Origin of the sequence: Burkholderia sp. LA-2-3-30-S1-D2, assembly GCF_001523915.2 — a bacterium.
GTDB lineage: Bacteria > Pseudomonadota > Gammaproteobacteria > Burkholderiales > Burkholderiaceae > Burkholderia > Burkholderia diffusa.
This window is the reverse complement of sequence record NZ_CP013383.1, coordinates 1,690,725-1,708,126: the sequence shown is the minus strand read 5'-3', so window position 1 is coordinate 1,708,126 and position 17,402 is coordinate 1,690,725. Positions and strand designations below refer to the sequence as shown.

Genomic DNA, 17,402 nt, shown 5'->3' with positions numbered 1-17,402 from the left:
GCATGCGCAATGCCGGGGAAAACGATCGATGGAGAAAAGATCGATGAAGCCATTCGATGAAATGCTGCAATCCGGCGACATGGTGAGGGCGCCTTACGCGCGCCTCAAGCAGTGGCTCGACACGCAGAATCCCGCGAGCCTCGCCCAGAAAGCTCACGACGCGGAAGGCGTGTTCCGCAGGACGGGCATCACGTTCGCCGTGTACGGCGACGCGCAGGCAGCCGAGCGGCTGATACCTTTCGATATCGTGCCGCGGATCATCTCGGGCGCGGAATGGAGCCGGCTGTCGCTCGGCATCGAGCAGCGCGTGATGGCGCTCAACGCGTTCCTCGACGACATCTACCACCGCCAGGAGATCGTGCGCGCCGGCATCGTGCCGAAGCACCTGATCGCGCACAACGAGGCGTTCATTCCGGAGATGATTGATTTCCGGCCGCCCGGGAATGTTTACACGCATATCATCGGCGTCGACATCGTGCGCACCGGCGAGAACGAGTTCTACGTGCTGGAGGACAACGCGCGCACGCCGTCGGGCGTGTCGTACATGCTGGAAAACCGCGAGACGATGATGCAGCTCTTCCCCGAGCTGTTCCAGCAGGTCAAGGTGCGCCCGGTCGAGACCTATCCGCAGATGCTGCGGCAGTCGCTCGCGGCCGTGTGCCCGCCGGGCGGCAACGCCGACAACCCGACCATCGCCGTGCTCACGCCCGGCATCCACAACTCCGCGTACTACGAACATTCGTTCCTCGCCGACCAGATGGGCGTGCACCTCGTCGAGGGCAGCGACCTGCAGGTGGTCGACGGCCGCGTCGCGATGCGCACCACCGAAGGCTTCCGGCCGATCGACGTGCTGTACCGCCGCGTCGACGACGCGTTTCTCGATCCGCTCACGTTCCGCCCCGATTCGGTGCTCGGCGTGGCCGGGATCATGGACGTCTACCGCGCCGGCAACATCACGATCGCGAACGCGCCCGGCACCGGCATCGCCGACGACAAGGCGATCTATTCGTACATGCCGGAGATCGTCGAGTTCTACACGGGCCGCAAGGCGTTGCTGGAGAACGTGCCGACCTGGCGCTGCGGCGAGGCCGACAGCCTGAAATACGTGCTCGAGCATCTCGACGAACTGGTCGTGAAGGAAGTGCACGGCTCCGGCGGCTACGGGATGCTGGTCGGTCCGTGTGCATCGAAGACCGAACTCGAGGCGTTCGCCGCGAAGCTGCGCGCGCGTCCCGCGAACTACATCGCGCAACCCACGCTGGCGTTGTCCACGACGCCGATCCTGACCGAAGCCGGCCTCGCGCCGCGCCACGTCGACCTGCGGCCGTTCGTGTTGGTGTCGGACCGGATCCGCATCACGCCGGGCGGGCTCACGCGCGTCGCGCTGCAGGAGGGATCGCTCGTCGTCAACTCGAGCCAGGGCGGCGGCACCAAGGACACCTGGGTGCTGGCCGACTGAGCCGGGCACGACCGCGCGCGCCGCAGCCGGCGCGCGAACCGAACGAAGACGGAGTGGACACGAGATGCTTCTGGGACGAACTGCGAGCGGTCTCTACTGGATGTACCGCTATATCGAGCGCGCGGAGAACATCGCGCGCATCGTGGATGCCGGGCTGCGGATGGCGCTCACGCGCACGTCCGACGCGCCGGCCGAATGGTCGTCGGTGCTGGTCAGCTCGGGCGCGGACGACGGCTATCGTCAGAAGTACGACGCATATGCCGCCGATACCGTGACCGACTACCTGCTGCGCGACCGCGACAACCCGTCGAGCGTGCTGTCGTGCATCGAGGCCGCGCGCTCGAACGCGCGCATGGTGCGCACGGCGCTCACCCGCGAGGCATGGGAAAGCGTGAACGGCGCATGGCTCGCGCTGCGTCACGCGCTCGCGCAGCCGGTGCCGGAGAGCGGACTGCCGGCCGTGCTCGACGAAGTGAAGCGTGAAACCGCGCTGATCCTCGGCAGCTTCTACAGCACGATGCTGCGTAACGAGATCTTCGATTTCGCGCAGATCGGCGCGTTCGTCGAGCGCGCGGACAACACCGCGCGGATCATCGACGTGAAATACCACCTGCTGCTGCCGTCGGTGTCGCACGTCGGCACGATCCTCGACAACTACCAGTGGGAGACGATCCTGCGCTGCGTGGCCGCGCACCGGTCGTACCGCTGGGTGTACGACGTGCAGTACAAGCCGATGAACATCGCCGACTACCTAATCCTGAACGGCCGCATGCCGCGTTCGCTGCGCTATTGCTACGGGCGCGTGGTGTCGAGCCTGAATCTGCTCGCGAAGGATTACGGCGTGACACACCCGTGTCACGACACGGCCACGAAGATTCTGCAGATGCTGTCCGACACCTCGGTCGAGCGGATCTTCAAGAGCGGCCTGCACGAGTTCCTGACCGACTTCATCGGCCGCAACAACAGCCTCGGGATCGATATCGCCCAGGCCTACAACTTCGACTGAGACTTGCCATGCGACTCGCCATCCGACACATCTCGCGTTATCAGTTCGACGATCAAGCCACCCATGCGCTGCAACGGCTGCGGCTGCGCCCGCAATCGGGCCCCGGGCAGACGGTGCGCGCGTGGCAGGTCACGATCGAAGGCGTCGAGCCGGCGCTGTCCTACACGGACGGGCTCGGCAACCGGATCGACCTCGTGCGCCACGACCGCGGCGCGAAGAACGAGATCGTCGTGATCGCGGCCGGCGTCGTCGAGACGCAGGACCGCGCCGGCATTCTCGGCAACCCCGAGGGCTATGCGCCGCCGTGGATCTTCGAGCGCGAGACCGCGCTCACGAAGGCCGGCGACACCGTGCGCGAACTCACGCAGGCGCTGCCGATCGAGCCGCACAGCCTCGACGCGCTGCACTGGCTGATGACGGAAGTGCACGGCCGCATCGCGTACGCGCCGAACCTGGCCGACGCGCCAGTCGACGCCGAAACCGCGCTGCAAAGCGGCGAGGGCACGAGCCGCGACCACGCGCATGCGTTCATCGCGGCTGCGCGTGCACTGAAGGTGCCCGCGCGCTACATCTCGGGCTACGTGCTCGCCGACAGCGCGATGCAGCGCATCGCCGACGCGAAGCAGAGCGCGGCGGGCGACGAGGAAGAGGAGGCGCTCGCGCTGCAGAGCGGCGACGGCATGCAGCAGGCGCTCGGCGCATCGCACGCCGCGCAGTCGCAGGGCTTGCCGCAGGCGGCGCTCGGCGCACAGCCGCAGGCCGCCGCGCTGATGCAGCAGCCGGCAGGTCATGCGTGGGCGGAGGCCTACGTCGAAGGGCTCGGCTGGGTCGGCTTCGATCCGTTCATGAACCGCTGCCCGGACGAGCGCTACGTGCGCATCGCGGTCGGCCTCGACGCTCGCGACGCACAGCCGGTGACGGGGCTCGGCGCGAGCACCGTCGGCATCGAGATCAGCGTCGTGCAGTCGCCGGAACTGGTCTGACGCACCCCTTCGTCGAATCCGCCGTGCCGTGCCGCCGCAGCGACGGCGACGCGGCGCGCGCGGCCGGCCCAACCCGAACCGAGCGGCTCTCCCATGCCCATCCACGTCGCGCTGCATCACACCACCCGCTACCGCTACGACCGGCCCGTCAACCTCGGCCCGCAGATCGTGCGGCTGCGGCCCGCGCCGCACTGCCGGACGCCGATCGTCGCGTATTCGATGACGGTCGAGCCCGCGCAGCACTTCATCAACTGGCAGCAGGACCCGTTCTCGAACTATCTCGCGCGGCTCGTGTTTCCGGAACGCACCGAACACTTCGAGATCACGATCGACCTGGTTGCCGAGATGTCGGTGTACAACCCGTTCGACTTCTTTCTGGAAGCGAGCGCGGAGCAATATCCGTTCAACTATGACGATGCGCTGAAGACCGAACTCGCGCCGTACCTCGCGTGCGATCCGCAGACGAGCGCGGCGCCGCTGTTCCGCGCGTATCTCGACGGCGTCGACCGCACGCCGGCCGGCACCGTGAACTTCCTCGTCGCGCTGAACCAGCAGCTGCAGCACGACATCGGCTATCTCGTGCGGATGGAGCCGGGCGTGCAGACGCCCGAGCAGACGCTGAAACTCGCATCCGGGTCGTGCCGCGACAGCGCGTGGCTGCTCGTGCAGCTGTGCCGCCACCTCGGCATCGCCGCGCGCTTCGTGTCGGGCTACCTGATCCAGCTCACGCCCGACGTGAAGGCGCTCGACGGCCCGAGCGGCACGTCGGTCGACTTCACCGACCTGCACGCGTGGTGCGAGGTCTATCTGCCGGGCGCGGGCTGGATTGGCTTCGATCCGACCTCGGGCCTGCTCGCTGGCGAAGGGCACATCCCGCTCGCGTGCACGCCGCAGCCGACCAGCGCCGCGCCGGTCGAAGGGCTGATCGACGAGTGCGAAGTCGCGTTCGAACACGAGATGGGGGTGACGCGCGTGTACGAATCGCCGCGCGTGACGAAGCCTTATACCGAGTCGCAGTGGGACGCCGTGCGCACGCTCGGCGCGCAGGTCGACGGCGCGCTGACGGCCGGCGACGTGCGGCTCACCCAGGGCGGCGAGCCGACCTTCGTGTCGATCGACGATCGCGACGGCGCCGAGTGGAACACCGATGCGCTTGGCCCGACCAAGCGCGGCTACGCGACCGAACTCGTGCAGCGGCTGCGCGCCGAATATGGCGAAGGCGGCTTCCTGCATTTCGGGCAGGGCAAGTGGTATCCGGGCGAGCAACTGCCGCGCTGGGCGCTGTCGATCCTCTGGCGTGCCGACGGCCAGCCCGTGTGGCACGATCCGTCGCTGTTCGCCGACGAGCGCGAGCCGTCCGCATACACGACTGACGACGCGAAGCGCTTCATCGACGCGCTGGCCGCGCGCCTCGGGCTGACCGACGAATTCATCCTGCCCGGCTACGAGGACGTCTGGTACTACCTGTGGCGCGAGCGCCGGCTGCCGGTCAACGTCGATCCGTTCGACTCGCGCCTCGACGACGAACTCGAACGCGCGCGGCTGCGCAAGGTGTTCGACCAGCAGCTCGACAGCGTGGTCGGCTACGTGCTGCCGGTCAAGCGCACGGACGACGCGCCGGACCGCGATCGGTCGGGCCTCGACGGCCCGCGCTGGCAGACGGGCCCGTGGTTCTTCCGCGACGAGCGGATGTACCTCGTGCCCGGCGATTCGCCGATGGGCTATCGGCTGCCGCTCGATTCGCTGCCTTGGGTCGCCGGCGCCGACTATCCGTACCTGGTCGAACGCGATCCGTTCGCGCCGCGCGACGCGCTGCCGGACGCGGCCGCGTTCCGTGCGCGTCATGCGGGCACGGCCGACGCGCCGCACTACCTGGCCGGCGCGCATCGCGAAGCACCCGTGCAAACGGTCATGCAGTGGCGCGGCGACGGCACGGCTGCGGGGGGACGGCACGCGCATGGCGCGCCGGACGCGCAGCGCCGCCCCGAGCGCTTCGAATCGGCCGCGTGGATCACGCGTACCGCGCTGTGCGCCGAAGTGCGCAATGGCATCCTGTACCTGTTCATGCCGCCGCTCGCCGCGCTCGAGGACTATCTCGACCTGCTCGCCGCGATCGAGCTGACCGCGCACGCGCTCGACGTGAAGCTCGTGCTCGAAGGCTATCCGCCGCCGCGCGACGCACGGCTCAAGCTGCTGCAGGTCACGCCCGATCCCGGCGTGATCGAGGTGAATATCCACCCGGCGAAGAGCTTCGACGAACTCGTCGGCCAGACCGAATTCCTGTACGACGCTGCCTGGCAGTCGCGTCTTTCCAGCGAGAAGTTCATGGTCGACGGCCGGCACGTCGGCACGGGCGGCGGCAACCACTTCGTGCTCGGCGGCGCGACGCCGGCCGACAGCCCGTTCCTGCGCCGCCCGGACCTGCTCGCGAGCCTGATCGCTTACTGGCACAACCATCCGTCGCTGTCGTACCTGTTCTCGGGGCTGTTCATCGGCCCGACGAGCCAGGCGCCGCGCGTCGACGAGGCGCGCAACGACCTGGTCTACGAGCTCGACATCGCATTCGCGGAAATCCAGCGCAACAAGCTGCTGTACGGGCAGGACATGCCGCCGTGGCTCGTCGACCGCGTGCTGCGCAACCTGCTGATCGACGTGACGGGCAACACGCACCGCAGCGAGTTCTGCATCGACAAGCTGTATTCGCCCGATTCGTCCACCGGCCGGCTCGGCCTGCTCGAACTGCGCGCGTTCGAGATGCCGCCGCATGCGCGGATGAGCATCGTGCAGCAACTGCTGCTGCGTGCGCTGGTCGCGCGCTTCTGGGCCGCGCCGTACACGACGCCGCTCACGCGCTGGGGCACCGCGCTGCACGATCGCTTCATGCTGCCCGCGTTCCTGAAGATGGATTTCGACGACGTGCTGGCCGAGCTGCGCGACGCCGGTTTCGCGTTCGACCCGGCCTGGTTCGCGCCGCACTTCGAATTCCGTTTCCCGCTGTTCGGCCAGATCGCGGTGAACGGGATGCAACTGTCGCTGCGCGGCGCGCTGGAGCCGTGGCACGTGATGGGCGAGGAGGGCGCGCCCGGCGGCACGGTGCGCTATGTCGATTCGTCGGTCGAACGGCTCGAAGTGCGCGTGACCGGGCTGAACGACAACCGCCACGTGGTGACCGTCAACGGCCGCGCGCTGCCGCTGCAGCCGACCGGCACCGTCGGCGAATATGTCGCGGGCGTGCGTTACAAGGCATGGGCGCCGCCGTCGGCGCTGCACCCGACCATCGGCGTGCATGCGCCGCTCACGTTCGACATCGTCGATACGTGGCTGCAACGCTCGCTCGGCGGCTGCCGGTATCACGTCGCGCATCCGGGCGGGCGCAACTACGCGACGTTCCCGGTCAACGCGTACGAGGCCGAGAGCCGCCGGCTCGCGCGCTTCGTCGCGATGGGGCACACGCCGGGGCGGATGGACGTGTCGGCCGCCGCGCCCAGCCGCGAATTTCCGTTCACGCTCGATTTGCGACGGCCCTGATCGTCGGATGAAAGGACGGACGACGATGCGCGGTTCGCGACCTCCCGGCGCGCCGGCCGGAGTGCTAGGATGCGGGCTGAACGCGGCCGTCCGCCGTGCCCGGCCGCCGGTGCGGCGGCGCGCGGGCGCGTCCGCCCCCTGACGACGGAACGATATCGACCGTGCCGCCCATTCACCCCGACGATCTCGCCGACGCCGACGCGATGCCCACGCTCTTCGATACCGGCGCGCAGCCGGATGCCGCGGAACTGGCCGCCGCGCTCGCGGCGCCGGCCGCGGCCGGCCGCTACGACGAACTGCGCGGCAGCGCCGCCGGCCTCACCGCGCCGCTGCTCGCACCTGCATGGCGCAGCTTCTTCACGTCGATCGGCAGCGACGGCGTGGCCGACCTCGACCGCCGCGCCGACGCGCTGCATCGGCGCATGCGCGAGAACGGCCTGTTCTACCAGTTGCACGAGCAGCGCGCCGGCGACGGCGCGGCCGGCCCGTGGTCGCTCGACCTGCTGCCGCTGATCGTCACGCCCGAAGACTGGGTCGCGATCGAGCGTGGCGTGCTGCAGCGCGTACGGCTGCTCAACGCCACGCTGGCCGATCTGTACGGGCCGCAGACGATCCTGCAGCGCGGGCTGTTGCCGCCCGCGCTCGTCACGGGCCATCCCGGCTACCTGCGCGCGATGCGCGGCGCACGCGTGCCGGGCGATACGTGGCTGCATGTCGTCGCGTTCGATCTCGCGCGCGGCCCGGACGGCCAGTGGCGGATCGTCGCGCAGCACACGCAGGGCGCGGCCGGGCTCGGCTACCTGCTCGAAAACCGGCTGATCGTGTCGCGGCTCTTTCCGCGCGGGTTTCGCGGACTGCGCGTGCAGCGGCTTGCGTCCGCCTACCGTGCGCTGCTGCAGAGCATGCAGTCGCTCAGCCCGGCCGCGAAGAATTCGCGGATCGTGCTGCTGACGCCGGGGCCGCGCAGCGCGACCTACTTCGAGCATGCGTATCTCGCGCGCTACCTCGGCCTCACGCTCGTCGAGGGCGGCGACCTGACCGCGCGCGACAACCGAGTCTTCCTGAAGACGCTGCGCGGGCTCGAACCCGTGCACGGAATCCTGCGGCGCGTCGACGACGCATGGCTCGATCCGCTCGAACTGCGGCCCGATTCGCTGCTCGGCGTGCCGGGGCTGCTGCAGGCCGTGCGCGCGGGCAACGTGCTGCTCGCGAATGCGCCGGGCTCGGGCTTCCTCGAATCGCCGGGCGTGCTCGGTTTCATGCCTCGCCTCGCGGAAGGGCTGCTCGGAGAAACGCTGACGCTGCCCGCCGTGCATTCGTGGTGGTGCGGCGAGGCGGCAGCCTGCGACGACGCGCTGCCGCAGCTCGCGCGCAGCATCGTGAAGCCGTCGTATCCGCCCGACGTGCAGGCCGGCGGCGCGTTCGACCCGGTGATCGGCGCGCGGCTCACGCCGGCGCAGCTGGCCGAATGGCGTGCGCGAATCCTGGCCCGGCCCGAGCATTACACGGTGCAGGCCGACCTGCCGCTGTCGCAGGCGCCGACCTGGCCGGGACACGACGCGCCCGACGGCGCCGGCGGCGCGCGCATCGTGCCGAAGCCGCTGCTGCTGCGCGTCTTCGCGCTCGCCGATGGCGCGCAACGCTGGCGGCTCCTGCCGGGCGGGCTGTCGCGGGTCGGCACGCGCGATACGCTGTTCAACGCGCCGATGCCGCGCGGCGGCAGCACCGTCGATACGTGGGTGATGACCGAAGGCATCGTCGATTCGACGACGCTGCTGCAGACCCGTCTCGGCCCCGACGATCTGGTCGAGCGCCCGCGCGCGATCGCGAGCCGCGCGGCCGAGAACCTGTTCTGGCTCGGCCGCTACACCGAGCGCGCGACCAACCTGATGCGTCTTGCACGCGCCGCGCTTGAGCGGCTGCGCGGCGAGGACGACGTCGACAGTCCCGCGCATCTGGAGTTGATCGACAGGCTGTGCCGCGACACGGGGCTGATCGCGCCCGACGCGCCGAACGCCGTCGATGCGCCGCGCGCGTTCCAGCACGCGCTCGCGACGTCGCTGACGCGCGGCGCGGACCGTACCTCGGGCATCGCGTCGTGCCTGTTCGGGATGCGCGCGGCCGCCGCCGCGATCCGCGAGCGGCTGTCGAGCGATCAGTGGCGGCTGATCGACGACGCGACGCAACTGTTCGCCGACAGCGCCGATCATCCGGAAGCCGAGGAGCAGATCGGCAACGAGGCGCTGCAGCTGCTCGAGCGGCTGGGACTGCTGCTCGGCGCGATCACCGGCGCGCAGACCGACAACATGACGCGCGACGACGGTTGGCGGCTGCTGTCGATCGGCCGGCAGATCGACCGGCTGGACTTCCTGTGCAGCGTGCTGAAGTTCGCGTTCGACGAAGGCGCGGTGCACCGGCAGGACGGCTTCGAACTCGTGCTGGAGCTGTTCGACAGCACGATCACGTTCCGCTCGCGTTTCCAGCGCGGTTTCGACGTCGCGCCGCTGCTGTCGCTCGTGGTGCTCGACACCGACAACCCGCGCTCGCTCGGCTGGGTCGTGCAGGCGCTGTGCGGCCGGCTGACGAAGGTCGAGCGCAGCGAGGGCTATGCGCTGTCCGAACTGGCCGAGACGATTCCGGACGTGCCCGCGTGGTCGCTGCACGAGCTGTGCGAAACCGGCGACGACGGCCGGCACGGCAAGCTGCTCGATGCGCTCGACGCGACCGTGAAGGCCGTGTGGGAGCTGTCGAACCGGATCGGCGAGCGCTATTTCAGCCACGTGCGCGAGGCGGGCCGGACGCTATGGTGACGACGAAACACGCGGCGAAAGCGCCGTCCGGTTCCGGTAACGGACGACAGGCCGCGGCACCGGCATCGGCCGCGCCGGCCGCTGGGGCGCCCGGCCGCGTACTGCGCGTCACGCACGACACCGAATACCGCTACGCCGCACGCGTCGAATCCGCCCAGCACCAGGCGCGTCTGCAACCGCTCGCGACGCGGCGCCAGCAGGTGCTGTCGTTCGCGCTCGACATCGAGCCCGCGCCGGAATCGATCTGCACGGAAATCGACGCATTCGGCAACGCGCGCGCATCGTTCGCGCTGAACCAGCCGCACGATGCGCTGCTCGTGCGCAGCCGCAGTACGGTGTGCGTGACGCCGCCCGTGTGGTCGCTCGGTGCGCGCGGCGCGCCGCCGCCCGCGATCGCGCATCCCGACGGAAAACACACGACTGCATGGGAAGCCGTGCGCGACCGCTTGCGGTTCCGCGCGGGGCAGCCTTACGACGCGGCGAGTGAATTCGTGTTTGCTTCGCCGCACGTCGCGTGCGATCCCGAACTCGCCGCGTATGCGGCCGCGAGCTTCACGCCGCAGCGGCCACTCGTGCAGGCCGCATGGGACCTGATGCGGCGCGTGCACGCCGATTTTGCGTACACGCCGAACAGCACCGACATCACGACGTCGGCACTCGATGCGCTGCGGTTGCGCAAGGGCGTCTGCCAGGATTTCGCGCACGTGATGATCGGCGCGCTGCGCTCGCTCGGGCTGGCTGCGCGTTACGTGAGCGGTTATCTGCTGACGCAGCCGCCGCCCGGGCAGCCGCGATTGATCGGCGCGGACGCATCGCATGCATGGGTCGAGGTGTACGACCCTGCGTGGCCCGAGGACGACGGCTGGCTGCAGCTCGATCCGACCAACGACCGTGCACCGGGCGACGACTACGTGATGCTGTCGATCGGCCGCGACTACGCGGACGTGACGCCGCTGCGCGGCGTGATCCGCGGCGGCGGCGCGGATCAGGAACTGAAGGTCGGCGTGACGGTCGAGCCGCTCGATACGCCGTAAGCCACGCGGCATGATCGGGCCGGCGCCGCGCTCGCCGGCCTTTCAAGCATTTAAGTCTTCGTTAATTCTGCGCGCCTAGCATGGGGATGCCGGCGAACGGACCGGCCCCTGGTCCGGCGCCGGCGGCACGCACGGGTGCGTCGACGTCACGGCGCCGCGCCGTCGCGCGTGGTCATTCCCTTGCAACGGCGGCAGACATGATCAAGAACTTCGACTACACGCTCGGCAACGAGACGATCGCGCTCTGCGCGAGCTTCGGCGCGGGCCCCGCATTCCGTCGCGTGCTGGTGAGCCGCGCGGATTCGATGGAGACGCTCGTGGTGCTCGACGCGCGCGGCCTGTCGGGCCTGCTGAAGGTGGCGACCGAGCAGCCGGAAGGATTGCTCGACGATGCGATCCGCAAGGTCGGCGACGAACAGCTCGTCGAGCGCGCGATCAGCGGCCGGACGATCGTCGAAGCCGCGCTTTGAGCGGGCGGCGCGTGCAGGCCGGTGTTGCCGGCTGCAACGCGCCGCTTGGGCGTGGCAGCTTACGCGGCGAACCGGTCCGTCGCGGCGAGCAGTGCCTTCAGGATGCCCGGTTCGTTGTACGCGTGCCCGGCGTCCGGCACGATCTCGAACGTCGCGTCGGGCCATGCCTTCGCGAGGTCCCACGCGGTGCGTGCGGGCGTCGCGATGTCGTAGCGGCCTTGCACGATCACGCCCGGAATGCCGGCGAGGCGATGCGCGTCGCGCAGCAACTGGCCTTCGTCGACGAAACCGCGGTTCACGAAGTAGTGGTTTTCGATTCGCGCGAACGCGAGCGCGTAGTGGCCGTCCGCGAAGTGCGCGGCCAGCGCCGGATCGGGCAGCAGCGTGATCGTGCGGCCTTCCCAGATGCTCCATGCGCGCGCGGCTTCGAGCTTCGCGGCTTCGTCGTCGCCCGTCAGCCGGCGATGGTACGCGGCCATCAGGTCGCCGCGCTCGGCCTCCGGAATCGGCGCGAGGAAGTCCTCCCACAGATCCGGGAACAGCCACGACGCACCTTCCTGGTAGTACCACAGCAACTCCGCGCGGCGCATCGTGAAGATGCCGCGCACGACGAGCGCGCTCACGCGCTGCGGGTGTGTTTCCGCATAGGCGAGGGCGAGCGCGCTGCCCCACGAGCCGCCGAACACGAGCCATTGTTCCGCGCCCACCATCTCGCGCAGGCGCTCGATATCGGCCACCAGGTCCCAGGTCGTGTTGTTGTCGAGGCTCGCGTGCGGCGTCGAACGCCCGCAGCCGCGCTGGTCGAACAGCAGGATGTCGTAGCGCTCGGGATCGAACAGGCGGCGATGGTCGGGGCTGCAGCCGGCGTCCGGGCCGCCATGCAGGAACACCGCCGGCTTGCCGGACGGGTTGCCGCAGCGCTCCCAGTAGATGCGGTGGCCGTCGCCGGTATCGAGGTGGCCGTGGGCGTAGGGTTCGATCGGTGGGTACACAGGCAGGCTCCGGGTGAGGGTCGGCAGGAGGGCGGACGAGGCACGGGCCGGTGTGCGATCGGAATCCCGCAGCGCCGGTATCGCGGATATTGCGGCGCCGCAAGATTCGTTGTGTCGGCATCGGACCGGCCGCCGCCGGACAAGGCTTGTCATTATGCCCATTCATTCCGGCCGCCGTGCGCCGGCCGGCACCGGGCGTGCGGCGCGGTATTTCGGCCGACAGGCGTACCGAAATTTTTTGAAGCAATTTCGTTCCGATATTTTTCAGACAAAATCCCGGCGACATATCGGCGAGCCGGTCGCGGGCGCCGGCCTTCATACCGTTCCTCCACCGTGCCAACGGGAAACGAGCCGATGAACCATCGCGTCAAGCAGCTGACCGGGTTGCGCGCCGTCGCGGTCACGATGGTCGTCGTCGGCCATGCGGAGCACGTGCTGCCGGGCGGCTATACGGGCTGGTTCGCGCCGCTGCGGCTGATCGCTGACGGCCGGCTCGGCGTGCTGATCTTCTTCGTCCTCAGCGGCTTCCTGATCACCAACGTGCTGCGCGCCGAATTCACGCGCACCGGCGGGATCGCACTGACGTCGTTCTACGTGCGCCGCGCGTTGCGGATCTGGCCGGCCTGCTACGTGTATCTCGCGACCGTCGGCGTGCTTGCCATCGCCGGCTGGCTCGACGTCGATCGCCATCAGTGGCTGTATGCGGCGCTGCATCTGTGGAACTACTCGGCGTGGTTCGGGTTGACCGGCGACAACGCGCTGCATCCGGCCGGCGCGTGGTATCTCGGCCATTTCTGGTCGCTCGCGCTCGAGGAGCAGTTCTACTGGTTCTGGCCGCTGCTGTTCGTGTACGGCACCCGCCGTCGCGGCACCCGCTGGCTGGCCGCGCTGATCCTGGCCGTGCCGCTGGTGCGCGCGCTCACGTATTTCGTCGCGCCGGCGCTGCGCGGCCAGCTCGGGATGATGCTGCATACGGGCGTCGATCCGATCCTGATCGGCTGCTACGCGGCGCTCAACCGCGAACGGATCGAAGCATGGATCCGCTCGTGGCGCGGCGAGACGCGCATCGTGACGGCGCTCGTCTTCATCGTGCTGTTCGGGATGCCCGTTGCCGAGCATCGGCTCGGTGGCTTCTGGAATGCGACCTACGGCGTGACGCTCGAGGCCGCGCTCATCGCTATCGTGATCGTCGTGCTGAATTTCCGCAGCGAGTTCTGGTGCGCGCGGTGGCTGCGCGCCGCGCCGGTCGTGTTCGTCGGCACGATCTCGTTCAGCCTGTATCTGTGGCAGCAGCCGTTCGCGAATCCGGATCTGGCCGTTCCGCACGCGTTTCCGCTCGGGATCGTGTGGTCGCTGCTGGCCGCGACAGCGAGCTATTTCCTCGTCGAGAAACCGTTCCTTCGGCTGAAGGATCGCTACACCGCGCGCGAGACGCGACGCATGCGCGACGATGCACTGCGGATGCCGGTGCAGACCGACGCGATCGGGCCGAAGGTGGCGGAGTAGGCGGGCGTGGCGTGCGCTGCCTGCGGCTTCACTTGAAACGCTTCAGCGCCTCGGGTGAATACCAGAAGGTCCGGAACATGTCGATCCCGTACGACTTGCCGTCGTATCTGACGATCGTGCGTGCGGTTCGCTTGCCCGTATCCGAGTAGTTGCCGTCTGCGCGCTTCGTCTCTGTGACGTGTGCGGCGATCGACAGGTTGGCGAAGCCGTGGCGCGACGCTTGCTCGACGGCGATTGTCATCTTCGCGTCTTCGCTGCGAGCGTCGCCCGCGCCGGCGCCGCACGCGTCGCCCTCGACGCTGACCCAGCCGTACAGGTTGGTGCCGAATACCGGGCGGATGCGATTGCTCTCGCGAACCCACAGCGTCAGCTCTTCGCTTGCGTTCGCATCGGGGCAGCTCGGCCCGCGTGCGCTGCTCGTGAAGACGATGCCGAACGCACGCACGTCGCGCGACAACCGGTACGGCGCGGTATCGATGCGATAGCTGTTCGGGCCGACTTCCGTGGCGGCATCTTCCTCGACGATCGACTGCTCGGCCGCGACGACCTTGCCGCCCTCGACGAGCGCGACGACCTGCAGCTTGCTGCTGTCGTCTGGGTTCTTGCTCTTCGGCAGCGAATCGAACGCGATGGCCGCGATCGTCGTCTGCGGCGCGTTCGGCATGACCTTGCATGCCGATGCGATAACGAGCTGGTCCGCGCCACGCGTGGCGTCCGCGATTCCGGCCCAGCGGGCGACGGCCGTGACGGCGGCGGCGTTGCAAGGCTGATCGCCGGCAGCCTGAACCAGGGGAGAGGCTGCGAGCGCCAGAAGCGGGGCGAAATGGAGGATTCTCGGGGGCATGTGGGGGATGGTGTTTTGGGTGGTGGATTTCGTTGAACGGCCATGAGCAGTCGGTCAGGGCAAGCGCATGAGTTGCCGCGTCGCGGCCGCAGCGATCGGGTGCTGGACAGCGACCGGCTCTGGAAGTACCATATTGCGTCGCAGCAGACCTGCTGCCATCTCCTTCCTCTTCGATACCTATGTAACTGTCCGCGAACCCTCATCGATCAAACAGCCTGACCGACAGGGGTTCGCGGACCGTCGGCGTCGCACTGCACATCGTCAGTGCCAATGACGCCTGCACCGTCAGATTTGACCTTCACTCGCCATCAGGCGGGGGCATGCCGTTCCTGATCGGTTCCCTCCAGCGAATACCTCGCGGCCGGCCTGTGCTTGCATTTTCGTTTTCCTACAGACCTTCCAATGAACAAACGAACCTTCACAGAAGAGTGGTTCTCCAATGCTCGCGCGGATGTACTGGCGGGCATCGTTGTCGCCCTCGCACTCATTCCTGAGGCGCTGGCTTTCTCAATTATCGCTGGCGTTGACCCGAAAGCTGGCCTCTACGCTGCGTTCAGCATTGCGGTGGTCTCCGCGATTGCAGGCGGCCGCCCTGCCATGATTTCCGCTGCGACGGGCGCAGTGGCGCTTGTCATCGTCTCCCTAGTCAAAAATCATGGCGTCGAATACGTGCTTGCAGCGGGCATTTTTGCGGGTGTATTGCAGATCGGCGCGGGGCTCCTGAGACTCGGTGGACTAATGCGTTTCGTGTCCAGGTCCGTCATCACCGGCTTCGTCAACGCATTGGCGATCCTCATTTTCATGGCGCAGTTGCCACAACTGCAAGGCGTTCCGCCCTACGTCTACCTGATGGTCGCCGGAGGTCTCGGAATCATCTACCTTTTGCCTCGCTTGACCAAAGCCGTTCCTTCGCCATTGGTATGCATCATCGTTCTGACCGGCATCTCGATGGCGATGCACCTAAAGTTGCGCACGGTCGGCGACATGGGATCATTCCCTAACGAGTTGCCGATTCCAGCATGGCCCAAGGTGCCGCTCTCATTCGAAACGCTGAAAATCATCTTTCCATATTCCCTCGCCGTTGCCGTCGTCGGTCTGCTGGAGTCACTGATGACCGCAGCCATCGTTGATGACTACACCGATACGCCAAGCGATAAAAACCGCGAATGCCGGGGGCAAGGCATCGCCAATATCGCGGCGGGAATCCTCGGCGGTATGCCTGGATGCGCAATGATCGGCCAAACCGTGATCAATGTGAAATCGGGAGGAAGGGGACGGCTCTCGACGTTCGTCGCGGGCGCTTTCCTTCTTGTGCTGGTGGTTTTTCTGGGGCCTTGGGTCAAGCAGATTCCGATGGCGGCGCTGGTCGCAGTAATGATCATGGTATCTATCAGCACGTTTAGCTGGCGCTCGATGCGAAACCTCCGTTCGCATCCAAAGAGCTCATCGGTCGTCATGATTGCGACGGTCGTAGTGGTCGTTGCAACTGGCAACCTCGCAATTGGCGTGCTCGTTGGTGTTCTGCTGAGCGCGCTCTTCTTCACGGCAAAGGTTCGTCAGATCATGGTGGTTGAGTCATCATTGAACGAACGGTCGGGCGAGCGCCGGTACGTTGTGCGTGGACAGGTCTTCTTCGCTTCCTCCGAGGCGCTGGTTTCGGAGTTTGATTTCCATGAGCGCGTACGGTCGGTACAGATTGATCTATCCCACGCGCATTTCTGGGACATCACCGCAATCGACGCGCTTGACCGCATCGTGAATAAATTTAGGCGTAACGGTATCGCCGTCGATCTGCATGGCGTGAACAGGGCGAGCGCGACAATGATCGAAAAATACGCAACGCATGATAAAGAGTCTCCGACTCACTATGAACCGTCGCATTAAGACGCTTGCCGGATAAAACGCGGCGCAGCAATGGTGACAGTTGAACGGCGGGGCTTACCGCCGCCGTAGCCCCTTGGGAAAACCCTTCAAGAGCTTTCGACAGACCGCTATGCGGCACAGCAGGTGGCCGTTGTGGGTCGTTTTGAGCCGGTAACGGACCATCGGGGAGGTATCCGACAGCGCCCGTTTCGGCCACTACGACCCATGCACGACCGGCGCCCGCATTGGCGCTTAAACGCCGGAGTGCCGCTCGCGGCGATACGCTCGAAACTCGTTCTGCGATTTGCCGCACCCAGTTGTTTTCCCCACCGTACCTCCGGTGCAGCAAAATGCGTGTCCTGTTGCTCGGGCGGCCACGATGAGTGGCGCACTGGAACGCGTGCCTCCCGACCGCGGCGTCTTGCGCGGTCCGGATTCGAGGCACCTGCCTGGATGCGGCCCGTGCGATGATTTGCCATGACTGACACGAGAGATGGAATGACGACTACATTCGACGAGGCGACAACGGCGGCGATCGCCGCGTTTGCCCAATTGGATTTCCACACGGCTGTGCAAGCGATGCGCGCCGAAGCCGATTACGACCGCGAACGAGACCAGTGGATCTCGCGCTATATCGACGAACACGGCGGCGGCGCGGACGATGCAGAATACGACGCCCTGCACGCGCAGGCCCAGGCAACCCCGGAATACGCGCAGTTCATCGACGCGGTTCGCCGGGAAATCCTGGAATACTTCGGCGTGACCGACGATCAGCTGGACAACATGGTCCTGCTGCGCGATGACGACAGCGATGAGCTTTGGGCGGAAGTCAACCGGCAGCGGAGCGCGCTCGGAACCGGTGAAGTGCGTGGAGATCTGTGAGCGCTACTTGCAGTCGCATGTGCCC

Annotated in this window: 12 protein-coding genes; 10 read left to right on the top strand and 2 right to left on the bottom strand. The window is 67.4% G+C overall.

Features of this window, described 5'->3' with window-relative positions; genetic code table 11:
• The first annotated feature begins 43 nt into the window (after window positions 1–43).
• The 7 genes from WS66_RS07820 to WS66_RS07790 all read left to right on the top strand — a co-directional run bounded on the left by WS66_RS07820 (window position 44) and on the right by WS66_RS07790 (window position 11,290).
• Entirely contained in the window at window positions 44–1,459 is a 1,416-nt protein-coding gene (locus WS66_RS07820; RefSeq protein ID WP_059607807.1) for a circularly permuted type 2 ATP-grasp protein, read from the top strand.
• A gap of 64 nt (window positions 1,460–1,523) precedes the next feature.
• Window positions 1,524–2,465, top strand: a complete 942-nt coding sequence (locus tag WS66_RS07815) for an alpha-E domain-containing protein (protein WP_059607808.1) — start codon at window positions 1,524–1,526, stop codon at window positions 2,463–2,465.
• Between the two features lie 8 nt (window positions 2,466–2,473).
• A complete protein-coding gene (locus WS66_RS07810; RefSeq protein ID WP_059607809.1) occupies window positions 2,474–3,448 on the top strand; it encodes a transglutaminase family protein in 975 nt (324 codons plus the stop codon).
• Window positions 3,449–3,541: 93 nt separating this feature from the next.
• Window positions 3,542–6,976, top strand: a complete 3,435-nt coding sequence (locus WS66_RS07805; RefSeq protein WP_059607810.1) for a transglutaminase family protein — start codon at window positions 3,542–3,544, stop codon at window positions 6,974–6,976.
• 203 nt (window positions 6,977–7,179) lie between these two features.
• Window positions 7,180–9,786 carry a circularly permuted type 2 ATP-grasp protein gene (locus WS66_RS07800; protein WP_059607855.1) on the top strand — a complete coding sequence of 869 codons (2,607 nt, stop codon included), beginning with the start codon at window positions 7,180–7,182 and terminating at the stop codon, window positions 9,784–9,786.
• Entirely contained in the window at window positions 9,780–10,820 is a 1,041-nt protein-coding gene (locus WS66_RS07795; RefSeq protein ID WP_059607811.1) for a transglutaminase family protein, read from the top strand. The genes WS66_RS07800 and WS66_RS07795 overlap by 7 nt, the downstream gene beginning before the upstream one ends.
• Window positions 10,821–11,017: 197 nt before the next feature.
• Window positions 11,018–11,290 (top strand): hypothetical protein, encoded by a 273-nt coding sequence (locus WS66_RS07790; RefSeq protein ID WP_059607812.1) that lies wholly within the window; start codon window positions 11,018–11,020, stop codon window positions 11,288–11,290.
• A gap of 59 nt (window positions 11,291–11,349) precedes the next feature.
• Here WS66_RS07790 and pip read toward each other — a convergent pair whose 3' ends face one another.
• Window positions 11,350–12,282, bottom strand: a complete 933-nt coding sequence (gene pip / locus WS66_RS07785) for a prolyl aminopeptidase (protein ID WP_059607813.1) — start codon at window positions 12,280–12,282, stop codon at window positions 11,350–11,352.
• 354 nt (window positions 12,283–12,636) lie between these two features.
• On the opposite strand from pip, the gene WS66_RS07780 reads away from it, so the two are divergent.
• Window positions 12,637–13,788 (top strand): acyltransferase family protein, encoded by a 1,152-nt coding sequence (locus WS66_RS07780; RefSeq protein WP_059607814.1) that lies wholly within the window; start codon window positions 12,637–12,639, stop codon window positions 13,786–13,788.
• 28 nt (window positions 13,789–13,816) lie between these two features.
• Here the strand turns inward: WS66_RS07780 and WS66_RS07775 are convergent, their stop codons facing one another.
• Window positions 13,817–14,632, bottom strand: coding sequence for a hypothetical protein (locus WS66_RS07775; protein WP_059607815.1), 816 nt, complete (start codon window positions 14,630–14,632; stop codon window positions 13,817–13,819).
• 402 nt (window positions 14,633–15,034) lie between these two features.
• Here WS66_RS07775 and WS66_RS07770 point away from each other — a divergent pair, with 402 nt between their 5' ends.
• Together WS66_RS07770 and WS66_RS07765 are read left to right on the top strand one after the other, a co-directional pair.
• A complete protein-coding gene (locus WS66_RS07770) occupies window positions 15,035–16,516 on the top strand; it encodes a SulP family inorganic anion transporter (protein WP_059607816.1) in 1,482 nt (493 codons plus the stop codon).
• A 477-nt stretch (window positions 16,517–16,993) separates the two neighbouring features.
• Entirely contained in the window at window positions 16,994–17,377 is a 384-nt protein-coding gene (locus WS66_RS07765) for a hypothetical protein (RefSeq protein WP_059607817.1), read from the top strand.
• The last annotated feature ends 25 nt before the right edge of the window (window positions 17,378–17,402 follow it).

What these genes read in the sequence shown, in the direction of transcription:
- WS66_RS07820 (WP_059607807.1), top strand. Translation starts at nt 44, where the DNA reads ATGAAGCCATTCGATGAAATGCTGCAATCCGGCGACATGGTGAGGGCG.
- WS66_RS07815 (WP_059607808.1), top strand. Translation starts at nt 1,524, where the DNA reads ATGCTTCTGGGACGAACTGCGAGCGGTCTCTACTGGATGTACCGCTAT.
- WS66_RS07810 (WP_059607809.1), top strand. Translation starts at nt 2,474, where the DNA reads ATGCGACTCGCCATCCGACACATCTCGCGTTATCAGTTCGACGATCAA.
- WS66_RS07805 (WP_059607810.1), top strand. Translation starts at nt 3,542, where the DNA reads ATGCCCATCCACGTCGCGCTGCATCACACCACCCGCTACCGCTACGAC.
- WS66_RS07800 (WP_059607855.1), top strand. Translation starts at nt 7,180, where the DNA reads ATGCCCACGCTCTTCGATACCGGCGCGCAGCCGGATGCCGCGGAACTG.
- WS66_RS07795 (WP_059607811.1), top strand. Translation starts at nt 9,780, where the DNA reads ATGGTGACGACGAAACACGCGGCGAAAGCGCCGTCCGGTTCCGGTAAC.
- WS66_RS07790 (WP_059607812.1), top strand. Translation starts at nt 11,018, where the DNA reads ATGATCAAGAACTTCGACTACACGCTCGGCAACGAGACGATCGCGCTC.
- WS66_RS07780 (WP_059607814.1), top strand. Translation starts at nt 12,637, where the DNA reads ATGAACCATCGCGTCAAGCAGCTGACCGGGTTGCGCGCCGTCGCGGTC.
- WS66_RS07775 (WP_059607815.1), bottom strand. Translation starts at nt 14,632, where the DNA reads ATGCCCCCGAGAATCCTCCATTTCGCCCCGCTTCTGGCGCTCGCAGCC.
- WS66_RS07770 (WP_059607816.1), top strand. Translation starts at nt 15,035, where the DNA reads ATGAACAAACGAACCTTCACAGAAGAGTGGTTCTCCAATGCTCGCGCG.
- WS66_RS07765 (WP_059607817.1), top strand. Translation starts at nt 16,994, where the DNA reads ATGACGACTACATTCGACGAGGCGACAACGGCGGCGATCGCCGCGTTT.